This is a genomic window from Stenotrophomonas sp. YJH_SMC_65 (assembly GCF_059369475.1).
This window is the reverse complement of record NZ_JCAFSR010000001.1, coordinates 193,743-213,449: the sequence shown is the minus strand read 5'-3', so window position 1 is coordinate 213,449 and position 19,707 is coordinate 193,743. Positions and strand designations below refer to the sequence as shown.

Genomic DNA, 19,707 nt, shown 5'->3' with positions numbered 1-19,707 from the left:
CCCCGCGCGCAGCCCGTCCACACTTGCCGCATGGCCAAGAAGTCCCCCGAAAACGCCTCCCCGGTCGCCCAGTTCGAGCAGTCGCTCGAATCGCTGGAACAGCTGGTGGAGCAGATGGAAACCGGCGAGCTGAGCCTGGAAGCGTCGCTCAGTGCTTACGAACGCGGTGTCGGTCTGTACCGTCAGTGCCAGCAGGCGCTGGAGCAGGCCGAATTGCGCGTGCGCCTGCTCAGCGATCCGGCCCAGCCGGAAACGGCCGAGCCTTTCGATCCGCCCAACCATGACGGCTGAAGCCCTGTTCGCGCGCTGGCGCGACCGTATCGAAAGCCAGCTCGATGCCGCCCTGCCCTCGCCCGCCGAAGCACCGCAGCGCCTGCACCAGGCCATGCGCTATTCGGTGCTGGGCGGTGGCAAACGCATGCGCCCGCTGCTGGTGTATGCCAGTGGCGACCTGTTCGGCGCGCAGCCGGAACAGCTGGACGCGGCGGCGATGGCTGTCGAGCTGATCCACGCCTATTCGCTGGTGCATGACGACCTGCCGGCGATGGACGACGACGCCCTGCGCCGCGGCAAGCCGACCACCCACATCGCCTTCGACGAAGCCACCGCGATCCTGGCCGGCGACGCCCTGCAGACGCGTGCCTTCGGCCTGCTGGCCGATGCGCCGCTGCCGGCCACGCTGCGCGTGGCCTGCCTGCAGACCCTCGCTCACGCGTCCGGCGCCTCCGGCATGTGCGGCGGCCAGGCGCTGGACATCGATGCCACCGGCCAGCAGCAGACCCTGGCGGCACTGACCCGCATGCATGCGCTGAAGACCGGCGCGCTGATCCGTGCAGCGGTGCGCATGGGGGCGCTGTGCGGCCAGGCCCACGAGCCGCAGCTGGCCCAGCTCGACAGTTTCGCCGATGCACTCGGCCTGGCCTTCCAGGTCCGCGATGACATCCTCGATGTCGAAGCCAGTTCCGAACAGCTGGGCAAGACCGCCGGCAAGGACCAGGCGCAGGACAAGAGCACCTTCCCCGCGCTGCTCGGCATGGACGGCGCGAAGGCGCAGCTGCGCGAACTGGCCGCACGCATGCAGGCCACGTTGGCCGGCCATGGCGAAGAGGCCGATGCGCTGCGCGCGCTGGCAACGCTGGCGGTGGAACGCGATCACTGATCGCCGCCGGTGACGCTGCCCTCAAACAGGAACGCCCGGCAATGCCGGGCGTTCCTGCTTGCGCATGCGGCCGGTATTACTTGATCAGGCGCAGGGTGAACGGGTAGCGATAGGCTTCGCCGTTGTTGGCCTTGACTGCGGCAATGATGCAGAACACCAGGTTGATGATGCCCACGATCGGCGCCAGGATGCCGCCGATGATCACCACCATCAGGATGATGCTGATGACCATGGCGATGGTCACGGTGATCTGGAAGTTCAGCGCTTCCTTGGCCTGGTCGGTCACGAAGGCCTTGCTGGCGTCATCCTTGTTGATCAGCCAGATGATCAGGGCGCCGATGAACCAGGTGAAGATGCCCAGCAGGTGCGCAGCCAGCGCCATGGTGCGCTGGTCGGCCGGGGCATCGGTGGTTGCCGGCGGCGGCGGGACGTTATCGAATTCGCTCACGACAAAACTCCTTTTCATTGGGTGGTCTTGACCCACCAGCACCAAGCTGGTTGCGTCAGGCGCGCATAGCTTACGTCATCAATGCCATCAATCATTACCGGCGACGGTCATCCGCCCCAGCAGGATCGAACCGGTCCGGATGTGCGAGCGCGGGTCGACGTCGCTGCCGACCGCCTCGATGCTGCTGAACATCTCGCGCAGGTTGCCGGCGATGGTGACGCCGTCCACCGGGTACTGGATCTCGCCGTTCTCGACACGGAAGCCGCCCGCGCCTCGTGAGTAATCGCCGGTCACCCCGTTCACGCCCTGCCCCATCAGCTCGGTCACCAGCAGGCCGTCACCCATCTGCCGGGCGATCTCTTCCAGCGGGCCGGCATTGGCCGCCAGCTGCAGGTTGTGCACGCCGCCAGCATTGGCGGTGGTCTGCAGGCCCAGCTTGCGCGCCGAATAGCTGCCCAGCACGTAGCGCTGCAGTACGCCGTCTCGGACCAGCGCCGAACTACGGGTGGCCACGCCGTCGCCGTCGAAGGCGGCCGAGCGCAGGCCACGGCGCAGGTGCGGCAGCTCGTCGATCTGCATCCATTCCGGGAACAGGCGTTGGCCGACGCTGTCCAGCAGGAAGCTGGCCTGGCGGTACAAGGCGCCGCCGGACACCGCCGACAGCAGGTGGCCGACCAGGCTGCGCGCCACTTCCGGGGCGAACAGCACCGGCATGCTGCCAGTAGCCAGTGAACGCGGCTGCAGGCGGGCCACGGTGCGCTCGGCGGCACGACGGCCGACCAGGCCCACGTCTTCCAGGTCCTCCCGGGCAAGCGCGCTGGTGTACCAGCCATCGCGCTGCATGCCATCGCCCTGCCCGGCGATCAGCGCGCAGCCGACCGAATGGTGGGTGCCGCGCTCACGACCAAAGAAACCATGCGAATTGGCATACACCGACAGGCTCTGCATGCTCGACACCGATGCGCCGTCGGAATTGCGGATCTGCGCGTCGGCCTCGCGACCGGCCGCCTCGCAGGCCAGGGCCAGGTCCACCGCCTCATCGGCCTGCAGCGCCCACGGGTGCCAACCGTCCAGCTCCGGGAAGTCGGTGGCCATCAGTGCGGCCTCGGCCAGGCCGGCAGCCGGGTCATCCTCGGTATGCCGGGCAATCGCGCAGGCCTGCTCGACCGTAGCGGCCAGGCTGGCCTCGTTCAGGTCACCGGTGCTGGCACTGCCCTTGCGCTGGCCGAAATAGACGGTCACGGCGATGCCGCGGTCACGCGTGGACTGCACGGTCTCGACCTCGCCGAGGCGGACATTGACCTCCAGTCCGCGGTCCTCGCTGCAACTGACCTCGGCCTGGCTGGCGCCCAGCGCGCGGGCGCGGTCGAGCAGCTGCTGGGAGAGGTCGGCCAGCCGTTCCAGCCGGGCCGGGCTGTCGTCGCCGACGGCCACTTCAGGGGCGATCACGTTCAATGCTTTATCCTGTACAGGTTGGGCCCGGCATCACGCCGGGCGACTTTTTTTGAGATCAGGTAGGGACGATGCGCGGACGCGACGAAGAAACCGGTGAATTCCACGACAAGAGCCGCAGCCAGAACCGGCGCGACGCGCTCGACGTCCTGGCCCTGGGCGAGAAGCTGGTGTCGTTGACCCCGGCCCAGCTGGCGCGCCTGCCGATCCCGGAAGACCTGCTGCCGCATATCGCCGAGTGCAAGCGCATCACCGCCCACATCGCCCACAAGCGCCAGCTGGCGTTCCTGGCCAAGCACATGCGCCGCGAGGACGAGGCAACGCTGGACGCGATCCGCGATGCGCTGGACGCCAACAGCGAGACTGGCCGCCGCGAAGTGGCGATGATGCACCGCGTGGAAGACTGGCGCGACCGTCTGTTGGCCGACGGTGACAAGGCGCTGGCCGCCCTGCTTGACGACTACCCGCAGGCCGACCGCCAGCAGCTGCGCACCCTGGTACGCAACGCGCAGGCCGAAAAGGCGAAGAACAAGCCGCCGCGCGCCTACCGCGAGATCTTCCAGGTGCTGCGGACGCTGATGCTGCCGGCGGCGCTGGGCTTGAAGACGGCAGGCGACGAACACGCCGGCGATCCGGTCGACGAGGCCGACGAGGACTGAGTCCGCGCCGGCCCGGGCGGTGGCCGCGGCCATCGCCACGCTCAGGCCTGCGTACCGCCGACGGTGATGCCCTCGATCAACAGCGAGGGCTGGCCGACACCCACGGGCACACTCTGCCCGTCCTTGCCGCAGATGCCCACGCCCTCGTCCAGGGCCAGATCGTTGCCGACCATGCGCACCTTCTGCATGGTCTCCGGGCCGTTGCCGATCAGGGTCGCGCCCTTCACCGGGGTGGTGATGCGGCCATCCTCGATCAGGTAGGCCTCGGTGGCCGAGAACACGTACTTGCCGCTGGTGATGTCGACCTGGCCACCGCCGAAGTTCACCGCGTACAGGCCCTTCTTCACCGAACGGATCATCTCCTGCGGGTCGTGCTCGCCGGCGCGCATGTAGGTGTTGGTCATGCGTGGCATGGTCAGGTGCGCGAACGATTCGCGGCGCCCGTTGCCGGTCGGGGCCATGCCCATCAGCCGCGCGTTGAGGCTGTCCTGCATGTAGCCGACCAGGATGCCGTCCTCGATCAGCGGGGTGCACTGGCTCGGGTGGCCTTCGTCGTCGATGTTCAACGAACCGCGGCGACCGTCGAGGGTGCCGTCGTCGACGATGGTCACCCCCGGTGCGGCGACGCGCTCGCCGATGCGGCCGGCGTAGACGCTGGTGCCCTTGCGGTTGAAGTCGCCTTCCAGGCCGTGGCCGACCGCTTCGTGCAGCAACACGCCCGGCCAACCCGGGCCGAGCACCACCGGCATCATGCCGGCCGGCGCCGGCACCGCGTCCAGGTTCACCAGCGCCTGGCGCAGCGCTTCCTGGGCCAGGGCTTCGGGGCGGCCGCTGGCGAACAGCGCTTCGTAGCCATAACGGCCACCACCACCGGCGTAGCCGGACTCGCGACGGCCGTTGTGTTCGACGATGACCTGCACGTTCAGGCGTACCAGCGGGCGCACGTCGGCCGCCAGCACGCCGTCGCTGCGGGCGATCAGCACCGTATCGACGCCGCCGGACAGGCTCACCATCACCTGCTTCACGCGCGGGTCGGCGGCACGCAGGTAGCCATCCAGGCGCTTGAGCACCTCGACCTTGGCCTCGTTGCCGATGCCGTCGATCGGGTCCAGCGCCGGGTACAGCGCGCGCGCATTGCCGCGCAGCAGCGAACGTCCGGTCTGCGCACCGCCCTCGCGCGAGATCGCGCGCGCCGACTGCGCCGCCGCCAGCAGCGCATCGGCATGGATGTCATCGGAGTAGGCGAAGCCGGTCTTCTCGCCGGAAATCGCCCGCACGCCCACGCCCTGCTCGATGGAATGGGCGCCGTCCTTGACGATGCCGTCTTCCACGCTCCAGCTCTCGCGGCGGGCGTGCTGGAAATATAGGTCGCCGAAGTCGACACCAGGGCCGAGCAGTTGCCCGAAGGTGCGCTCCAGGCCGGCGGTATCCAGGCCGCCGGGGCGCAGCAGGCGGTCTTGGGCAAGCGTCAGGGCGATATCAGTCATGGTTTCGATCTGGGGGTGCGGGGGCGCTCAGGCAAGCCCCGTGAACAGGAAGCCGTGCTCAGCGCGAGCGCGGCAGGTCGGTGACGGTCGGCGGAATGGCCGGTGCAGGTGCCGGCACGGGCGGTGATGGGGTCTTGTCGCGGCTGCGCTCGATCACTTCCACCTTCGGCTCCTTCCATGGACCGGTCACCTTGTAGGTACGGGCGCCAATCTCGCCCAGCGGCTTGGACAATACCGCATTGGTGGCCGCGCCCAGCGCCGCCCCCACCGGGCCGCCGGCCACCGCACCGACCACGGTCAGCAGGTTGCCCGCGCGCGGGTTGACGTCGATGGTCTGGTCGAACTGCTGGTTGCGCAGGTCGGCCTGGCCACGGATGGTGATGTTGGCCGCCGGGCCTTCGATCAGCACCTTGTCGGTGCGCGCCATGCCCTGACCGAACTGCATGCTGCCCTCGATCTGGTTGAACGCGAAGCCCTTGGAGAAGAAGTCGCGGAAATCGAACATCAGCCGCCGCGGCAGCTGCGCGACGCTGAGCAGGCCCAGCACGCGGCCGGCGCCCGGCTCCAGCTCCAGCAGCTGGCCATTGCGCGCATGCAGGTCGAGGCTGCCCTGCAGGTTGCCCAGCTGGAAGTCCGACGGCCCCCCGCTCCAGGCCGCCTGCAGCTGCGCCTGGCCGGAACCGCCGCGCAGCTGGCCGCCGTAATCAAGGTTCTGCATCAGCCCGCCCAGGTCCTCGCTGCGCACCTGCGCGGTCAGTTCGGTACGGGCGCCGCCCGTACGGCCGAGCCAGCGGCCGGTGATGTCGATTTCCTGGTCCGGCGCGCGGAAGCGCAACGCGTCCACGTTCAGGCCGTTGGCCAGTGGGCGCGTGCGCAGCACCGCCTGGCCCAGCACCACCTTGCCGAACTTCAGGTCGGCGATGTCCAGCGCGAACGGCGGCAGCTTGGCCGGGTCCATGTCATTGGCACCGGCCTGTACCCGCGCCGGCGCGGCGGCCGCCCCCGGTACCGCCGGCAGTGACTGCCAGTGCACCCGGTCAAGCTGGCCGCTGATGGTGCCGCCGTCGGCGTTGGGTACGGTCAGGCGGCCGGCCAGCGACGGCCCGTCCAGGCGCACGTCCAGTGCCTGCGGGCCCGGGTGCAGCTGCAGCCGGGTCTGCTCGAAGACTCCGCCGATCAGCTTGAGCTGGCCGACCTGCACGTCGACCGCGCGCAGCGGCATCGCGTCGTCGTCACTCCCACCGCGCGCCAGGCTGATCCACTCCAGCGCATCCAGGGTCGGGCTGCGGCCATTGACCGTCAGTCCGCTCGCCGGCGGCTCGCGGTCGACATGGTCGCTGCCCAGCGTGACCTGCACACCGGTCTGGTTGTTGTGGCTGCGCGCGGCCAGGGCCAGGCGCTGGCCGAACGCCACATCGATGCGGCCGGCGCCCATCGGCAGCTGCGCGGCCACCGTGGTCGCCAGCGGCTCGGCGGCCGGCTTGTCCAGCGGCGCCGGCAGGTCGAGCCGGGTGCCGACCAGGTCCGAACTCAGTCGCAGCTCGCTCGGCGGCGCAGGCGCGCCGGGCGCCACCTTGGGCAGGTTGACGCCGATGGTCCAGGCCGAATTGCCGTTGATGTAAGGCTTGAGCCAGGCCATCTCCGGAGCACGGTCGATCAGCACGCTGGCATCGAGGCGGGCGGTCAGCTGCGACTCGAAGGCGCGCGTGCTGTCATGCACGTAACCGCCGGCACGCAGGCTCAGCCGTCCTTCCTGGCCGAGGTGGCGCACCGCCAGGTCCTCGGCGCCGAAACCGCCATTGCTGTAGCGCGCCTGCCCGTGCATGTTGTCAAAGGTCAGCTGGAAGCGCTTGTCGACCAGCTTCACGCCGGCCAGATCGACCGTGCCCTGCAGGTGGCCCTCGCCCTCGTCCTGATGCAGCGGCTGCAGCAGATCGAAGGTCACATGGGCCGGACCACTGGCGACCAGATTGTCCAGCGTATCGCCGTAATCCTTGTGCAACGGGCTCTGGCGCAGCATCGCCAGCAGCTTGCCGGCCTCGCTCGGCGCGTCGGCACGTACGTACAACGGCTGGTGCCCGAAGTCCGGAATGCCCGCTTCGAATTTCTGTACCGCCACGCCGGCAAGATCACCCCGTCCACGCATGTCGAAGCCAGGGCCGATGAAGGCGATGTCGACGTCGACCTGGCTCATCAGCGGCCAGTCGTGCTGGAAGCGGATGTCGCCATTGGTGATGTGGCCGGTGGCCTCGAAGCGGCCATCATTGTTGTCGAACGGCCAGTCGTCCAGGTCACCGGTGACCAGGCCGACGCCATTGCGCACCTGGCCGCCAGCCAGCGCCATGTCCAGCCAGTCGGTGGCGCCCTTGCTCATCTTGGAGTGGATCCAGAAGCGCTTGGCCGCCGTCATCGGCACGTCGTCCAGCTTCGCGGCCAGCTGCAGCCACGGCCGCGTGCCGTCGCCCTGGAACCAGACCCCGCCGCGCACGTCGGCCGCGTAGTCGGTGCCTTCCACACGCATCGCCGGCGTCCCGATCCGCCAACCACCGCCCTCGTCGCGCCAGCCCACGATCTGTCCGGCCAGGTGCAGGTCATGGCGCACGCCGAAGCCGGTCGGCCAATCGAACTGCAGCTGCCGTTGCGGTTGCAGCTGCAGGCTGAAGCCGTCGGCGTCGCCTTCAAAGCGCCCGCCCAGGCCGCGCAGGCCGGGCGAGTTGCCCACGCTGGCGAAACCCAGCGACTGCAGTTCACCCTGCGCCCACAGGGGGCCATCGCGTTCGCCCGACAGCTGCAAGGCGCGCACGTCCAGCTGCGGCCTGGACAGGAACAGCCAGCGACGCAGGCCCGGCTCAAGGCGATCACTCAGGGCCAGCGCACGCAGTGCGATGCCGGCCTGCACTTCACCGGAACGGACCTGCAGCTGTTTGCCGACCTGCAGCTGCAGGCCATCGAGGCGCTGCTCGCCGTCTTCATTCTTCAGCCGCAGCTGCGGTACCTGCAGCGCCCAGCCCTCGGCCTGGCGCTGCCAGCGCAGGCGGGCCTGCAGTCGCTGCAGCTGCAGCTGCGGCGCCGCCATGCCGGGTATCGGTGCGCCATCGATACGCACGTCGCGCAGATCCGAATCCGTGGTCAGCGCCACCGGCGCGAAATCGCGCAGGGTCAACCACAGGTTCAACTCGCCCTTGCCCTCGCGCAGGCGCACGCCGCCAGCCGCCAGCAAGGGCGCCCAGGCGTGGAAATCGACCGGGTCGGCGCCCAGCCAGGCCTCGCCGTTGCCGCGCGCACGGTCCACGTCCAGCACCGCGGTCAGCGGCAGCGCTTCGGGCTGCGCCCAGGCGCGTACGCCCACGCGCAGGCGATCGCCATTGACCCGCATGCGCAGGTCGATGCGCGGCAGCGTCGTGTCGATGCCCAACGTCGGCGCGTGCACGCCCAGGCGCCCTCCGATCACCTGCAGCTCGCCCAGCCGGCGCAGCGCATCCAGCGGATCGCCGCCGTTGTCCGATTGCGGCAGCCCGCGCACCGTCCAGCGTCCGTCCTCGCCCTGCTGCAGATCCAGCGCCAGGCCACGCAGGCGCAGCTCGGTCAGCGAGCGCCCGGGCAGCAGCCCGCTGTACATCGATACCAGCACCTCGGCCTCGCCGATCGCCAGGCCCTGCCCGGCGCCGATGCGCAGGCCTTTCAGCTGCAGCAGCGGGCCACGACGGGTCCAGGCGGTCTGCAGCTGGTCGAAACGCACCGGCTGGCCGGCACGCTCGCTCAGCCAGGCGGCAATCCTGTCAGGATGACGCTCGGCCAGCGGCAGCAGCTGGCTGAGCGTGCCCACCAGCAGTGCAAGCCCGACCAGGCCCACCGCACAGGCGGCAATGAAATGACGGCGGATCCTTCGCAGTCGCAGGCGCGGCGGCGCGCTCATCGGCCACCGCCGGCCTGCAGCCGGCGAGGATCAGAGCAGAACGACATCGAATTGCTCCTGCAGGTACTGCTCGTCCGCCTGGAAGCGGATGCTCTTGCCGAGGAACTCTTCCAGCTCGGCCACCGCCGAGGATTCCTCATCGGTAATTCGCGCGACCACCTTGGTCGAGGCGATCACCAGCAGGCGCGCAGCATCGAACTGGCGCACGGCACGGGTGATCTCGCGGAAGATCTCATAGGTCACCGTCTCGGTGGTCTTGATGCTGCCGCGGCCGCTGCACTGCGGGCAGGTCTCCGACAGCTGGCGCTCCAGGCTTTCCACCGTACGCTTGCGGGTCATCTCCACCAGGCCCAGCGGCGAGAAATCATAGACCGTGGTCTTGGCATGGTCGCGGGCCAGCGCCTTTTCCAGCGTGCGCAGCACCTGGCGACGATGCTCCGCATCATCCATGTCGATGAAGTCGATGATGATGATGCCGCCCAGGTTGCGCAGCCGCAGCTGCCGCGCCACCGCCTGCGCCGCTTCCAGGTTGGTGCGGAACACCGTTTCTTCCAGGTTGCGCTGGCCGAGGAACGAACCGGTGTTGACGTCGATGGTGGTCATCGCCTCGGTCTGGTCGATCACCAGGTAGCCACCGGATTTCAGCGGCACCTGCTTGTCCAGCGCGCGGCCGATCTCGTCCTCCACGCCGAACATGTCGAAGATCGGGCGGTCACCGGAGTACAGCTCCAGCTTCTCGGCCAGCACCGGCATGTACTTGGCGACGAAGGCCTGCAGTTGGCCGAAGGTCTCCTTCGAGTCCACCTTCACCTTGTCCACGTCCTTGCGGATCAGGTCGCGCACCGACCGCAGCGGCAGGCTCAGGTCTTCATAGATGATGCTGCACGACGGCGCTTCGCGGCCGCGGCGCTCGACCACGTTCCACACGCGCGACAGGTAGGCGATGTCCTCGGCGATGGCCTCGGCCGGCTGCCCTTCGGCGTTGGTGCGCACGATGTAGCCGTAGCCGCCGTGCTGCGCCGACAACTCGGTCACCAGCGCCTTCAGGCGGGCGCGCTCGGTTTCATCCTCGATGCGCGCGGACACCCCCACCACCTTGGACTGCGGCAGCAGCACCATGTAGCGCGAGGGAATGCTGATCTGCGTGGTCAGGCGTGCACCCTTGGTGCCGATCGGGTCCTTCACCACCTGCACCACGATGTCCTGGCCGTCACGCAGCAGCTCGACGATCGGCACGCTGGCCGGCGGCGGCAGCGTCGTGTTCTCGGTGTCGGCACTGGCCACCGGGGCCGGGCGCACCACGTCGTTGGCGTGCAGGAACGCGGCGCGCTCCAGGCCGACCTCGACGAACGCGGCCTGCATGCCGGGCATGACCCGCTGCACCTTGCCCTTGTAGATGTTGCCGACCACACCCCGGCGCCAGCCGCGCTCGATGTGCAGTTCCTGCAGCATGCCGTTCTCGATCACCGCGACCCGGGTTTCGCGGGGGGTCACATTGACCAGGATTTCCTCAGACATCGGCAGCCTCCCTGGCGGCATCGGCAGTGGGGGCCGGCACGCCACAGCGCGCCAGCAGACGATCGGTATGCAGCAATGGCAGCCCCATGACGCCGGAGTAGCTGCCGGAAAGATGTTCGATCCAGCGCTCGGCCCCGCCCTGGATGGCGTAGGCCCCGGCCTTGTCCAACGGCTCGCCGGTGGCGACATAGGCGGCGATGTCGGCGGCGGCGATCGGGGCGAAGGTCACTTCGGAAATGACCAGTTCGCTGTCCAGCCCGTCGGCGCCGACCACCACCACCGCAGTCATCACCTGGTGGGTGCGCCCGGCCAGGCGCGCCAGCATCGCGCGCGCGCCGGCGGCGTCGGCCGGCTTGCCGAACACTTCACCGTCCAGCACCACCTCGGTGTCCGAGCCGAGCACCCGCGCCTGCGGGTCTTCGGCCAGCACCCGGGCCAGGCCGGCGCGCGCCTTGTCGGCGGCGACCCGGCACACATACTGTTCGGCACTCTCGGTCGCGGCGCGCTGCTCGACGACCTCCAGGTCCAGGGCCTGGAAGGGGCGTCCGAGTCGGGCCAGCAACTGGTTGCGTCGGGGGGAGCGGGAAGCAAGATAGAGCATCGGCACAGCATAACCTGAGCCCGTCACCTGAATCGTCGGCAACCCGTTACGGAACGCGTACAACCCCGTACAGGCTCACAGCGCGTTCATCGCTACGACACCACCCTCACCGCACAACAAGGAGATCCCATGCGCCTGACCGCCACCCCGCTGCTGCTCGCCCTGTCCCTCGCCCTTGGAACCTCGATGACTGCCCATGCCGCTCCGTCGTCGCCGTCGATCGCCGCCGCGGCCGAAGGCACCCTGCTGAACATTTCGGCCAACGCCGAGGCCACCCGCGTGCCGGACGTCGCCACCCTGTCGGCCGGCGTGGTCACCCAGGCCGCCGACGGCAACAGCGCCATGCGCCAGAACGCCCAGCAGATGGACAAGGTGCTGGCCGCGATCAAGGCCGCCGGCATCGCCGAGCGCGACGTGCAGACCAGCGGCGTCAGCCTCAACCCGCAGTACCGCTATGCCGACAACGAGGCGCCGAAGATCACCGGCTACCAGGCCAGCAACACGGTCAGCCTGAAGGTCCGTGACATCGCCAAGCTCGGCAAGGTGCTCGATGCGCTGGCCGCTCAGGGCGCCAACCAGATCAACGGTCCGCAGTTTGAGATCGACCAGCCCGAACCGGTCTATGACGAAGCCCGCCTGGCCGCGCTGAAGAAGGCCCAGGCCCGCGCCCAGACCTATGCCAAGTCGCTGGGCCTGCAGGTGCGCCGCATCGTCAGCATCTCCGAGAACAGCAGCGGCGGTTTCCGCCCGATGCAGATGATGCGCACCATGGCGGCCGGTGCGGCGATGGACAAGGCCACCCCGGTCGCACCGGGCGAATCGACCGTCTCGGTCAACCTGGACGTGGTGTTCGAACTGGGCCGCTGATCGCGTCCGCCGCGGTCGACGACACAGGCGGGTCCCGCAGGGGGCCCGCCTTTTTCGTGCCCTCCGCCGACACTGGCTGAAGGCCAGCCCAACGATCATGCCCCTGCCTCTAGGCAGTAGCCGTCGTGCCGCGCTACTGATGGACTGCCAGCCGCGTGCGGCAACCCCGCCACGGGCCCTGGTGCGTTGAGGACTTCGTCACTGGCATGGAGGTGGATCATGGTTCGTACGTACCCCGTTGCATCCCTGCATTTCGACCCCGCCCGGGTGGCCGCCTGGAGCGCGGCGATCGCCCTGCACCTGCTGGCCTTCCTGTTGCTGCTCATCCCTGCGACCTACCAGGCCGTGCAGGTCCCGCGTGAAAAGACGCCGGTCCGGCTGATCGAGAAGATCCCGCCACCGCCAACGCCGCCGGTTCCGGTCACGCCCAAGGAGATCGTCCAGGTGGTGCCGAAACCGCGAACGCAGCCGGTGGTGCCGCCACTGCCCGCGCCCACCGCGACCGTGGAGGAGACCCAGGGCATCGCGTTGCCGGCCGCCGAACCGGCTCCGCCGCAGCTGGCGCCCAGCATCGACACGTCCACCCCTCTGGCCGGCGCCCAGCTGCAGTACCGCAGCGCCCCGCCGCCGACCTACCCCATCCAGTCCCTGCGCAACCACGAACAGGGAACAGTGCTGTTGCGGGTGGAAGTGGACAGCCATGGCCAACCGGTCGCGGTCAGCGTCGAGCGCAGCAGCGGCTCGCGCAACCTGGACCAGGCCGCCCGCCAGCAGGTGCTCCGGCACTGGCGCTTCGAGCCTGCCCAGCGTGACGGCGTGGCAGTTCCGGCCATCGGCCTGGTACCGGTACAGTTCTCGCTGCCCGACTGAGCCCCACCACCGGCCCGGCCTCGCGCCGGGCCGGTCCCTGCCGCTGCCCGGGAAATGCGGACAGGCCAGGGACCAAGCGTTACCGATTAAGCAAAATTTCACGACTTCGTCACCTGCAGGAAACCTAGATTGGCGCGTCCCGGTATCGATCCGGCGACAGCCCTCAACGCTACGGTTTTCCAGTTAGGAGAGAAGCTGTGAAACACCCGATCCAACGGCCCGCCAGCCGCCGCCGCAGCACCCTGGCATCGTCCATCACCCACATCCTCACCGGCGGCGCCCTGCTGCTGGCCGGCGCCGTCGCTTCCTCCTCCGCCTTCGCGCAGGAAAAGGCCACCAACCTCGACCGCATCACGGTCACCGGCTCCAACATCCCGCGCACCAACACCGAGACACCGTCGCCGGTGCAGGTGGTGACCCGCCAGGAAATCGACCGCACCGGCAAGACCTCGCTGGCCGAGTACCTGCAGACCATCACCGCCGATGGCGCCGGCTCGATTCCCAAGACCTTCGGCAACGGTTTCGCCGGCGGTGGTGCCGGCATCTCGCTGCGCGGCCTGGGCGCCGGCTCGACGCTGGTACTGTTGAACGGCCGCCGCATGGCCACCTATGGCCTGGCCGATGACGGACAGAAGGTCTTCACCGACCTCAGCACCATTCCGCTCGATGCCGTCGAGCGCGTGGAAGTCCTGAAGGACGGCGCTTCGGCGATCTACGGCTCCGATGCCATCGCCGGCGTGGTCAACATCATCCTGCGCAGCGACTTCCAGGGCGCCATCCTGCGTGGCTCCTACGGCCTGTCCGGTGACAGCGATGGCGACGCCCGGAAGGCAACCCTGACCGCCGGTACCGGCGACCTGGCCACCGATGGCTGGAACGCCTTCTTCAGCCTGGACGTTGGCAAGACCGACGCGATCAAGATCAGCGACCGCAAGAACCGCAAGTGGATCGGTACCGGTGACACCCGCCCGTGGGGCTATGACAAGACCGCCCAGTTCCTCGGCGGTGCCTACACCCGTGGTGGCACCTCCGGCGGTTCCGGCCCGAACGGCTCCTACCTCGACGCCACCGGCCATCTGGTGCCGCTGCCGGGTTGCGCCGGCCTGACCACCATCGGTGGGCAGACCCCGGCCAGCATCGCCGCCGATGGCTGCCTGTGGGATCCGGCGCAGCAGTACCGCGACCTGATTCCGGAAGAGAAGTACGTCAACGTGTTCGGTCGCGCCAGCTTCGCTTTCGGTGAAGGCGGCGAGATCTACACCGAGATCGGCTACTCGAAGAAGGAAACCATCTTCAGCAACACCCCGTCCGGCGTGTCGGGCGGCTGGGGCTATCCGGGCGGCCCGGTCAATGCCAACAGTGGCCCCGGTGCCACCGTGCTGGGCCCGAACCATCCCGACAACCCGACCCCGGGCACGGCGCGCCGCGTGCGTTACTCGGCCTGGGATGTCGGCCCGCGCGTGACCGACAACACCAATGAGTTCAACCGCTTCCTGGTCGGCATCAAGGGCAACTGGGGCGACTGGAGCTACGACACCGCCTACCTGCACTCGGGCACCGACCTGACCAACAAGCGCACCGGCTTCCTGCGCTACAGCGCCGTCCAGTGTGCACTGGGCAATGCCAACTGCGCCGGTGGCGTGTGGCGTATCGGTGATGATGCCGGCAAGAACTCGCAGGCGCTGTACGACTACATCTCGCCCACGATCAGCGCGCGCGCCAAGTCCAGCCTGGACATGTTCGACTTCACCGTCTCGCGCAGCCTGATGGACCTGAAGGGTGGTCCGCTGGGCCTGGCGATCGGTACCGAGTGGCGCAAGACCAGCAACAGCCTGACCCCGCAGACCTACACCGACCAGGGCGACATCATCGGCCTGGGCTACTCGGCCTATGACGGCACCCAGAACGTCTACGCCGGCTACGTCGAACTGTCGGCACCGGTGCTGGAACAGCTGGAACTGTCCGGCGCCCTGCGTTACGACAAGTACGAAAGCGGCGAAGGCAAGGCTACGCCGAAGCTGGGCGTGAAGTGGACCCCGGCCGACTGGATCGCCCTGCGCGCCAGCTACGCCGAAGGTTTCCGCGCGCCGAACCCGGCCGAGAACGGTGACGGTGGCCTGGCCGCCTTCTCCACTGCGGTCGACCCGGTGCGTTGCCAGATCAGCGGCGGCGCTGCCAGCGAATGTGGCGCCAATTCGGTGGCGATCATCACCAAGCCGAACAAGCTGCTGAAGCCGGAAGAGTCCAAGAGCTACTCGGTCGGCATCGTGCTGCAGCCGACTTCGACCACCTCGATGACCGTCGATGCCTGGCAGATCAAGCGTACCAACGAGATCGTGCAGGGCAGCACGGCGGCGGCGATCCTGGCCGGCAACGTGCTGCGCGACAGCAACAATCTCAATGGCGTGGCCAACAGCGGCACCATCCTGGCGGTCAACACCGGCTACGTGAATGCCAGCTCGTCGCGCGTGCGCGGTATCGATACCGATATCCGCCAGACCTTCGAGATCGGCCCGGGCCAGCTGGAGCTGGACCTGCAGTGGAGCCACATCCTGAAGTTCGAGCGCACCGAAGGCGGCGACACGGTTGATTACGTGGGTACCCACGGCAACTGCGACGTCACCAACTGCATCGGTACGCCGAAGGACAAGGTCAACTTCGGCACCACCTGGAAGCAGGGCCCGTGGAGCGTCAGCGGCATCGTCAACTACATCAGCAAGATGGACAACATCGACAGCCGTGGTGGCAGCTACCTGGCCTTCTACGCTGACGGTACGCCGGTGAAGAAGATCTCTTCCTTCACCACGATGGACCTGTCCGGTCGCTGGAGCATCAACGACTCGTTCGAACTCAACGCCTCGGTGGCCAACGTGTTCGACCGCATCGCCCCGCTCGATCCGACCACCTACGGCGCGGTGAACTACAACCCGATGCACTTCTCCGGTGCGCTGGGCCGTTACTACACCGTCGGCTTCAAGTACACGTTCAAGTAAGACCGGTTGCAGCGTCACCTTCGAAGGCCCGGGCCGTTGCCCGGGCCTTCGTCGTTTTCACGCGGGCCGGTTCGTGCAGGCTGGCGCTTGCCCGCTGGCTCTTGCGGACATGTTCACGAGGACATGGCTACCGTATGCTCGCGGCATCCGCGCCGCAGGGGATCTCCATGGCCGCGACATCGCAACGGCTGGGCCTGCCCGCGTTGACTGCACTGGTAGTCGGCTCGATGGTCGGCGCCGGCATCTTTTCACTGCCGCAGAACGTCGCGCGCAGCGCCGGCCCGGCCGCCGCCTTGATCGGCTGGGCGGTCAGTGGCGCCGGCATGCTGATGCTGGCCTTCGTGTTCCAGGCCCTGGCCAATCGTCGCCCCGACCTGGATACCGGCATATACGCCTATGCGCGCGAAGGCTTCGGCAACTACATCGGCTTCTCCGCGGCGTGGGGCTACTGGGTGGCGTCGGTGCTCGGCAACGCCAGCTTCTTCGTACTGATCTTCAGTGGCCTCGGCCACTTCGTGCCGGTCTTCGGTGAAGGCAATACACCCGCCGCCGTAGCCGCTTCATCACTGCTGCTGTGGACCGTGCACCTGCTGGTGCTGCGCGGCCTGCGCACGGCCGCCATCGTCAACGGCCTGGTGACGGTGGCCAAGCTGCTGCCGATCGCGTTGTTCCTGATCCTGGCGGCGGGCGCGTTCCGCATGGACGTGTTCCGCGCCGATTTCCTCGGTACGCCCGCACTCGGCGACCTCGGCCAGCAGCTGCGCGGCATGATGCTGGTGACCGTGTGGGTGTTCATCGGCATCGAAGGGGCCAGCATCTATTCGCGGCGTGCCGCGCGCCGTGCCGACGTCGGCCGTGCCACGGTGATCGGTTTCCTCGGGGTCTGGCTGCTGCTGGTACTGGTCAGCCTGCTGTCGATGGGCGTGCTGTCGCAGGCCGAACTGGCCGGGCTGCCCAATCCGTCGATGGCCTACGTGCTGCGCGCCATCGTCGGCGAATGGGGCGCGACGGTGATCATCATCGGTTCGATCGTCTCCGTACTCGGCGCATTGCTGGCCTGGGTGCTGCTGTGCGCCGAAGTGCTGTATGCCGCCGCCGGTGACGGCACCATGCCGGCCTTCCTCGGCCGCGAGAACGCGCGTGGCGTGCCGGCCAATGCACTGTGGTTGAGCAATGGCCTGATCCAGTTGTTCCTGCTGATGGTGCTGGTCAGTTCGGGCAGCTACACCGGGCTGGTGCTGCTCGCTGCGTCGATGAGCCTGGTGCCCTACTTCCTGTCCACCGCGTTCGGCGTGCAGCTGGCCTGGCGCGGGCAGGCCTACACCGGCGAACCAGGCGTGCGCTGGCGCGATTTCGGGGTCGCACTGCTGGCCAGCGCCTATGCGCTGTGGCTGGTGTATGCCGGCGGCCTGGACAACCTGCTGCTGTCGGTACTGCTGTACGTGCCCGGCGTGGTGTTGTTCGCTTTGACCCGGCGCCAGCGCGGCGAGCGGGTATTCACGCGCTGGGAGTGGGTACTGTTCGGCGCGATCCTGGCGGTGGCGATCGCCACGCTGGTGGCCTTCTGCAGAGGTGAGCTGGCACTGTAGAGCCGAGCCCGCGCTCGGCTTCACACAGGCAGCCGAGCATGGCTCGGCTCTACAACTGGCGATCCGCCAGCATGCCGATATCCTGCATCCAGCGCTCGGCCAGCTGCGGCCACGCCGCGACCGGTGCATCCTTCATGCGCAGCCCGAATGCGTGGCCGCCGCGTGCAAACAGATGCATTTCCACCGGCGCGCCCGCGTCCGCCAAGGCACGGTAATAGGCCAGCGATTCGCGCACGTCATCGGTGCGATCGTCGGTGGCCTGCGCGATGAACGTCGGCGGCACCTTGTCATCCACGGTGATGTCCCTGACCAGCGACAATCCCTTCCCGTGCCCTGCCCACAGGTGCCCGGAATACATCACCATCGCGAAATCGGGACGGCTGGGTTGCTTATCCGCAGCATCGACCGGCGCGTAGCTGCGCAGCGCGTGCGTGCTCAGTCCCGCCACCACGTGACCACCGGCGGAAAAGCCGATCGCCCCGATCCGCTTGGGATTGATTGACCAGCGCTCGGCCTGTGCGCGCAGCAGGCCCATTGCACGCTGTGCATCCTGCAGGGCCATCGGCACTTTCGGAATGTCGCGGCAGTTGCACTCGGGGTCCCAGTTCGGGCCAGAGGCTGGCACCCGGTACTTCAGCAATGCACAGGTGATGCCCTGTGCGGTCAGCCAGCCGCAGATCTCGCTGCCTTCCAGGTCCATCGCCAGCACCCGATAGCCTCCGCCAGGCACCACCATCACTGCGGTGCCGGTGGCCGGTCCCTTCGGTGGAAACACGGTGAGGGTCGGCGCAGCGACGTTCTGCAGCATCATCCAGTGTTCGCCACTGGCTTCGGAGATCACTTCGCTGACCTGCTCGGGCCCCTTCAACTTCGGCGGCGCGATCACCGTGCCCTGCGGCCACAACGGAAGCTCGGTGGTGCCCTGTGGCGGATGCCAGGTGGAAGGCGCGGCCTTCGTTGTGGCGAACGGCACCATCGCCAGCAGCAGGAAGCTCGAGGACAGCAGCACGCGCATGATCGGCATCCATGGTTGCAGCAGCAGAGTGTAGCGACAAAAAAAAACCTGCATCTTGCGATGCAGGTTTCTCAAGGTGGCGCCCGAAGTTGGACTCGAACCAACGACCCCCTGATTAACAGTCAAGTGCTCTAACCGGCTGAGCTATTCGGGCAGACGACTAGTATAACCACTCTTCACGCGCGATGGTAGGGGTGATTGGCAATCATTGCGGCGGCCCGATACAGCTGCTCGGCCACCACCAGGCGCACCAGCATGTGCGGCAGCGTCAGCGGTCCGATCGACCACTTCTCATCGGCCAGCGCGGACACCTCCGGCGAATGCCCTTCCGGGCCACCAATCAGGAACGCCAGGTCGCGGCCCTGCCCGCGCCAATGCTCCAGGCGCTGTGCCAGCTGTTCGGAACTCAGCTGTCGTCCTGGCACATCCAGTGCCACCACATAGGCGTTCTTCGGCAGCGCAGCGATGACCCGCTTGCCTTCATCTTCAGTGGCGCGGCGCGGATCACGTCCCTTGCCGCGCAAGCCGGGCTCGATTTCCACCAGCTCGAACGGCAGCCAGTGCGACAGCCGCTTCTGGTACTCGGCGAAGCCCTGCGCGACCCAGCTGGGCGCGCGTTCACCGGTGGCGATCAGGCGGGCTTTCATCTACACGGTCCTCCAAAACGTCGACGGCGCCATCGGCGCCGTCGAAGGGATGCATCAACGTGCGGCTCAGGCCACTTCGTCGTCGCTGGACGGCGGCTGGTCGCCAACGGTCCACAGGCGCTCGAGGGCGTAGAACTCACGCACGCGCGGCAGCATCACATGGACGATCACGTCGCCCAGATCGACCAGCACCCACTCGGCTTCGCGCTCGCCTTCAACACCCAGCGGCATCACGTCGATGTTCTTGGCGAAGCGCACGACTTCATCGGCGATCGACTTGACGTGGCGGGTCGAGGTGCCCGAAACGACGATCATGTAGTCGGCAACGCTGGACCGGCCGCGCACGTCGATCTCGACCAGGTCCTTGGCCTTCAGGTCTTCGGTGGCTTGGCGGACGCTGGCCAGCAGTTCCGGCACGGACGGCGGCGGGCTGGGCAGATCGACCTTGATGGTCTGGGGCTGGGTCTGGTTGCTCAAAGTGGATCG

At 68.0% G+C, this 19,707-nt stretch carries 16 protein-coding genes and 1 tRNA gene; 7 read left to right on the top strand and 10 right to left on the bottom strand.

What is annotated here, in order from left to right:
- Positions 1–30 precede the first annotated feature (30 nt).
- A complete protein-coding gene (locus AC5P7A_RS00940) occupies positions 31–291 on the top strand; it encodes an exodeoxyribonuclease VII small subunit (protein ID WP_014647931.1) in 261 nt (86 codons plus the stop codon).
- Entirely contained in the window at positions 281–1,159 is an 879-nt protein-coding gene (locus tag AC5P7A_RS00935; protein ID WP_495219811.1) for a polyprenyl synthetase family protein, read from the top strand. The genes AC5P7A_RS00940 and AC5P7A_RS00935 overlap by 11 nt, the downstream gene beginning before the upstream one ends.
- 76 nt (positions 1,160–1,235) lie before the next feature.
- Here the strand turns inward: AC5P7A_RS00935 and AC5P7A_RS00930 are convergent, their stop codons facing one another.
- Both AC5P7A_RS00930 and pmbA read right to left on the bottom strand, forming a co-directional pair.
- On the bottom strand, positions 1,236–1,607 hold the full coding sequence (locus AC5P7A_RS00930; protein WP_014647933.1) for a DUF4870 domain-containing protein: 372 nt from the start codon (positions 1,605–1,607) through the stop codon (positions 1,236–1,238).
- A gap of 87 nt (positions 1,608–1,694) precedes the next feature.
- A complete protein-coding gene (pmbA, locus tag AC5P7A_RS00925) occupies positions 1,695–3,062 on the bottom strand; it encodes a metalloprotease PmbA (protein WP_014647934.1) in 1,368 nt (455 codons plus the stop codon).
- A gap of 68 nt (positions 3,063–3,130) precedes the next feature.
- Between pmbA and yjgA the strand changes: the two genes are divergently transcribed.
- On the top strand, positions 3,131–3,718 hold the full coding sequence (gene yjgA / locus AC5P7A_RS00920) for a ribosome biogenesis factor YjgA (protein ID WP_014647935.1): 588 nt from the start codon (positions 3,131–3,133) through the stop codon (positions 3,716–3,718).
- 41 nt (positions 3,719–3,759) lie between these two features.
- Here yjgA and tldD read toward each other — a convergent pair whose 3' ends face one another.
- From tldD to AC5P7A_RS00900, 4 genes are read right to left on the bottom strand one after another with little or no spacing between them, the layout of a single operon-like run.
- A complete protein-coding gene (gene tldD / locus AC5P7A_RS00915) occupies positions 3,760–5,205 on the bottom strand; it encodes a metalloprotease TldD (protein WP_014647936.1) in 1,446 nt (481 codons plus the stop codon).
- Positions 5,206–5,263: 58 nt separating this feature from the next.
- Positions 5,264–9,121 carry a YhdP family protein gene (locus AC5P7A_RS00910; protein WP_495219810.1) on the bottom strand — a complete coding sequence of 1,286 codons (3,858 nt, stop codon included), beginning with the start codon at positions 9,119–9,121 and terminating at the stop codon, positions 5,264–5,266.
- Between the two features lie 30 nt (positions 9,122–9,151).
- Positions 9,152–10,639, bottom strand: a complete 1,488-nt coding sequence (gene rng / locus AC5P7A_RS00905; RefSeq protein ID WP_005418079.1) for a ribonuclease G — start codon at positions 10,637–10,639, stop codon at positions 9,152–9,154.
- Positions 10,632–11,240: a Maf family nucleotide pyrophosphatase gene (locus tag AC5P7A_RS00900; RefSeq protein WP_032961948.1), complete on the bottom strand. Its 609-nt coding sequence runs from the start codon at positions 11,238–11,240 to the stop codon at positions 10,632–10,634. Before AC5P7A_RS00900 ends, rng begins: the two co-directional genes overlap by 8 nt.
- Positions 11,241–11,369: 129 nt before the next feature.
- On the opposite strand from AC5P7A_RS00900, the gene AC5P7A_RS00895 reads away from it, so the two are divergent.
- The 4 genes from AC5P7A_RS00895 (at position 11,370) to AC5P7A_RS00880 (ending at position 17,559) form a co-directional block, all read left to right on the top strand.
- Entirely contained in the window at positions 11,370–12,107 is a 738-nt protein-coding gene (locus AC5P7A_RS00895; protein WP_049406598.1) for an SIMPL domain-containing protein, read from the top strand.
- Between the two features lie 219 nt (positions 12,108–12,326).
- Positions 12,327–12,977 carry an energy transducer TonB gene (locus AC5P7A_RS00890; protein WP_049406597.1) on the top strand — a complete coding sequence of 217 codons (651 nt, stop codon included), beginning with the start codon at positions 12,327–12,329 and terminating at the stop codon, positions 12,975–12,977.
- A gap of 197 nt (positions 12,978–13,174) precedes the next feature.
- Entirely contained in the window at positions 13,175–15,970 is a 2,796-nt protein-coding gene (locus AC5P7A_RS00885) for a TonB-dependent receptor (RefSeq protein WP_014647941.1), read from the top strand.
- Between the two features lie 167 nt (positions 15,971–16,137).
- Positions 16,138–17,559, top strand: a complete 1,422-nt coding sequence (locus AC5P7A_RS00880) for a basic amino acid/polyamine antiporter (protein ID WP_032961961.1) — start codon at positions 16,138–16,140, stop codon at positions 17,557–17,559.
- Between the two features lie 49 nt (positions 17,560–17,608).
- On the opposite strand, the gene AC5P7A_RS00875 is transcribed toward AC5P7A_RS00880, so the two are convergent.
- From AC5P7A_RS00875 to rsfS, 4 genes are all read right to left on the bottom strand, one after another.
- Positions 17,609–18,574, bottom strand: coding sequence for an alpha/beta hydrolase (locus AC5P7A_RS00875; protein WP_052728164.1), 966 nt, complete (start codon positions 18,572–18,574; stop codon positions 17,609–17,611).
- 77 nt (positions 18,575–18,651) lie between these two features.
- Positions 18,652–18,728 (bottom strand) — tRNA-Asn (locus AC5P7A_RS00870).
- Positions 18,729–18,750: 22 nt separating this feature from the next.
- On the bottom strand, positions 18,751–19,221 hold the full coding sequence (gene rlmH, locus AC5P7A_RS00865) for a 23S rRNA (pseudouridine(1915)-N(3))-methyltransferase RlmH (RefSeq protein ID WP_005418108.1): 471 nt from the start codon (positions 19,219–19,221) through the stop codon (positions 18,751–18,753).
- Positions 19,222–19,287: 66 nt separating this feature from the next.
- Positions 19,288–19,698, bottom strand: coding sequence for a ribosome silencing factor (gene rsfS, locus AC5P7A_RS00860; protein ID WP_005418109.1), 411 nt, complete (start codon positions 19,696–19,698; stop codon positions 19,288–19,290).
- Positions 19,699–19,707 lie beyond the last annotated feature (9 nt).

What these genes read in the sequence shown, in the direction of transcription:
- AC5P7A_RS00940 (WP_014647931.1), top strand. Translation starts at nt 31, where the DNA reads ATGGCCAAGAAGTCCCCCGAAAACGCCTCCCCGGTCGCCCAGTTCGAG.
- AC5P7A_RS00935 (WP_495219811.1), top strand. Translation starts at nt 281, where the DNA reads ATGACGGCTGAAGCCCTGTTCGCGCGCTGGCGCGACCGTATCGAAAGC.
- yjgA (WP_014647935.1), top strand. Translation starts at nt 3,131, where the DNA reads ATGCGCGGACGCGACGAAGAAACCGGTGAATTCCACGACAAGAGCCGC.
- tldD (WP_014647936.1), bottom strand. Translation starts at nt 5,205, where the DNA reads ATGACTGATATCGCCCTGACGCTTGCCCAAGACCGCCTGCTGCGCCCC.
- AC5P7A_RS00910 (WP_495219810.1), bottom strand. Translation starts at nt 9,121, where the DNA reads ATGAGCGCGCCGCCGCGCCTGCGACTGCGAAGGATCCGCCGTCATTTC.
- rng (WP_005418079.1), bottom strand. Translation starts at nt 10,639, where the DNA reads ATGTCTGAGGAAATCCTGGTCAATGTGACCCCCCGCGAAACCCGGGTC.
- AC5P7A_RS00900 (WP_032961948.1), bottom strand. Translation starts at nt 11,240, where the DNA reads ATGCTCTATCTTGCTTCCCGCTCCCCCCGACGCAACCAGTTGCTGGCC.
- AC5P7A_RS00895 (WP_049406598.1), top strand. Translation starts at nt 11,370, where the DNA reads ATGCGCCTGACCGCCACCCCGCTGCTGCTCGCCCTGTCCCTCGCCCTT.
- AC5P7A_RS00890 (WP_049406597.1), top strand. Translation starts at nt 12,327, where the DNA reads ATGGTTCGTACGTACCCCGTTGCATCCCTGCATTTCGACCCCGCCCGG.
- AC5P7A_RS00880 (WP_032961961.1), top strand. Translation starts at nt 16,138, where the DNA reads ATGGCCGCGACATCGCAACGGCTGGGCCTGCCCGCGTTGACTGCACTG.
- AC5P7A_RS00875 (WP_052728164.1), bottom strand. Translation starts at nt 18,574, where the DNA reads ATGCGCGTGCTGCTGTCCTCGAGCTTCCTGCTGCTGGCGATGGTGCCG.
- rlmH (WP_005418108.1), bottom strand. Translation starts at nt 19,221, where the DNA reads ATGAAAGCCCGCCTGATCGCCACCGGTGAACGCGCGCCCAGCTGGGTC.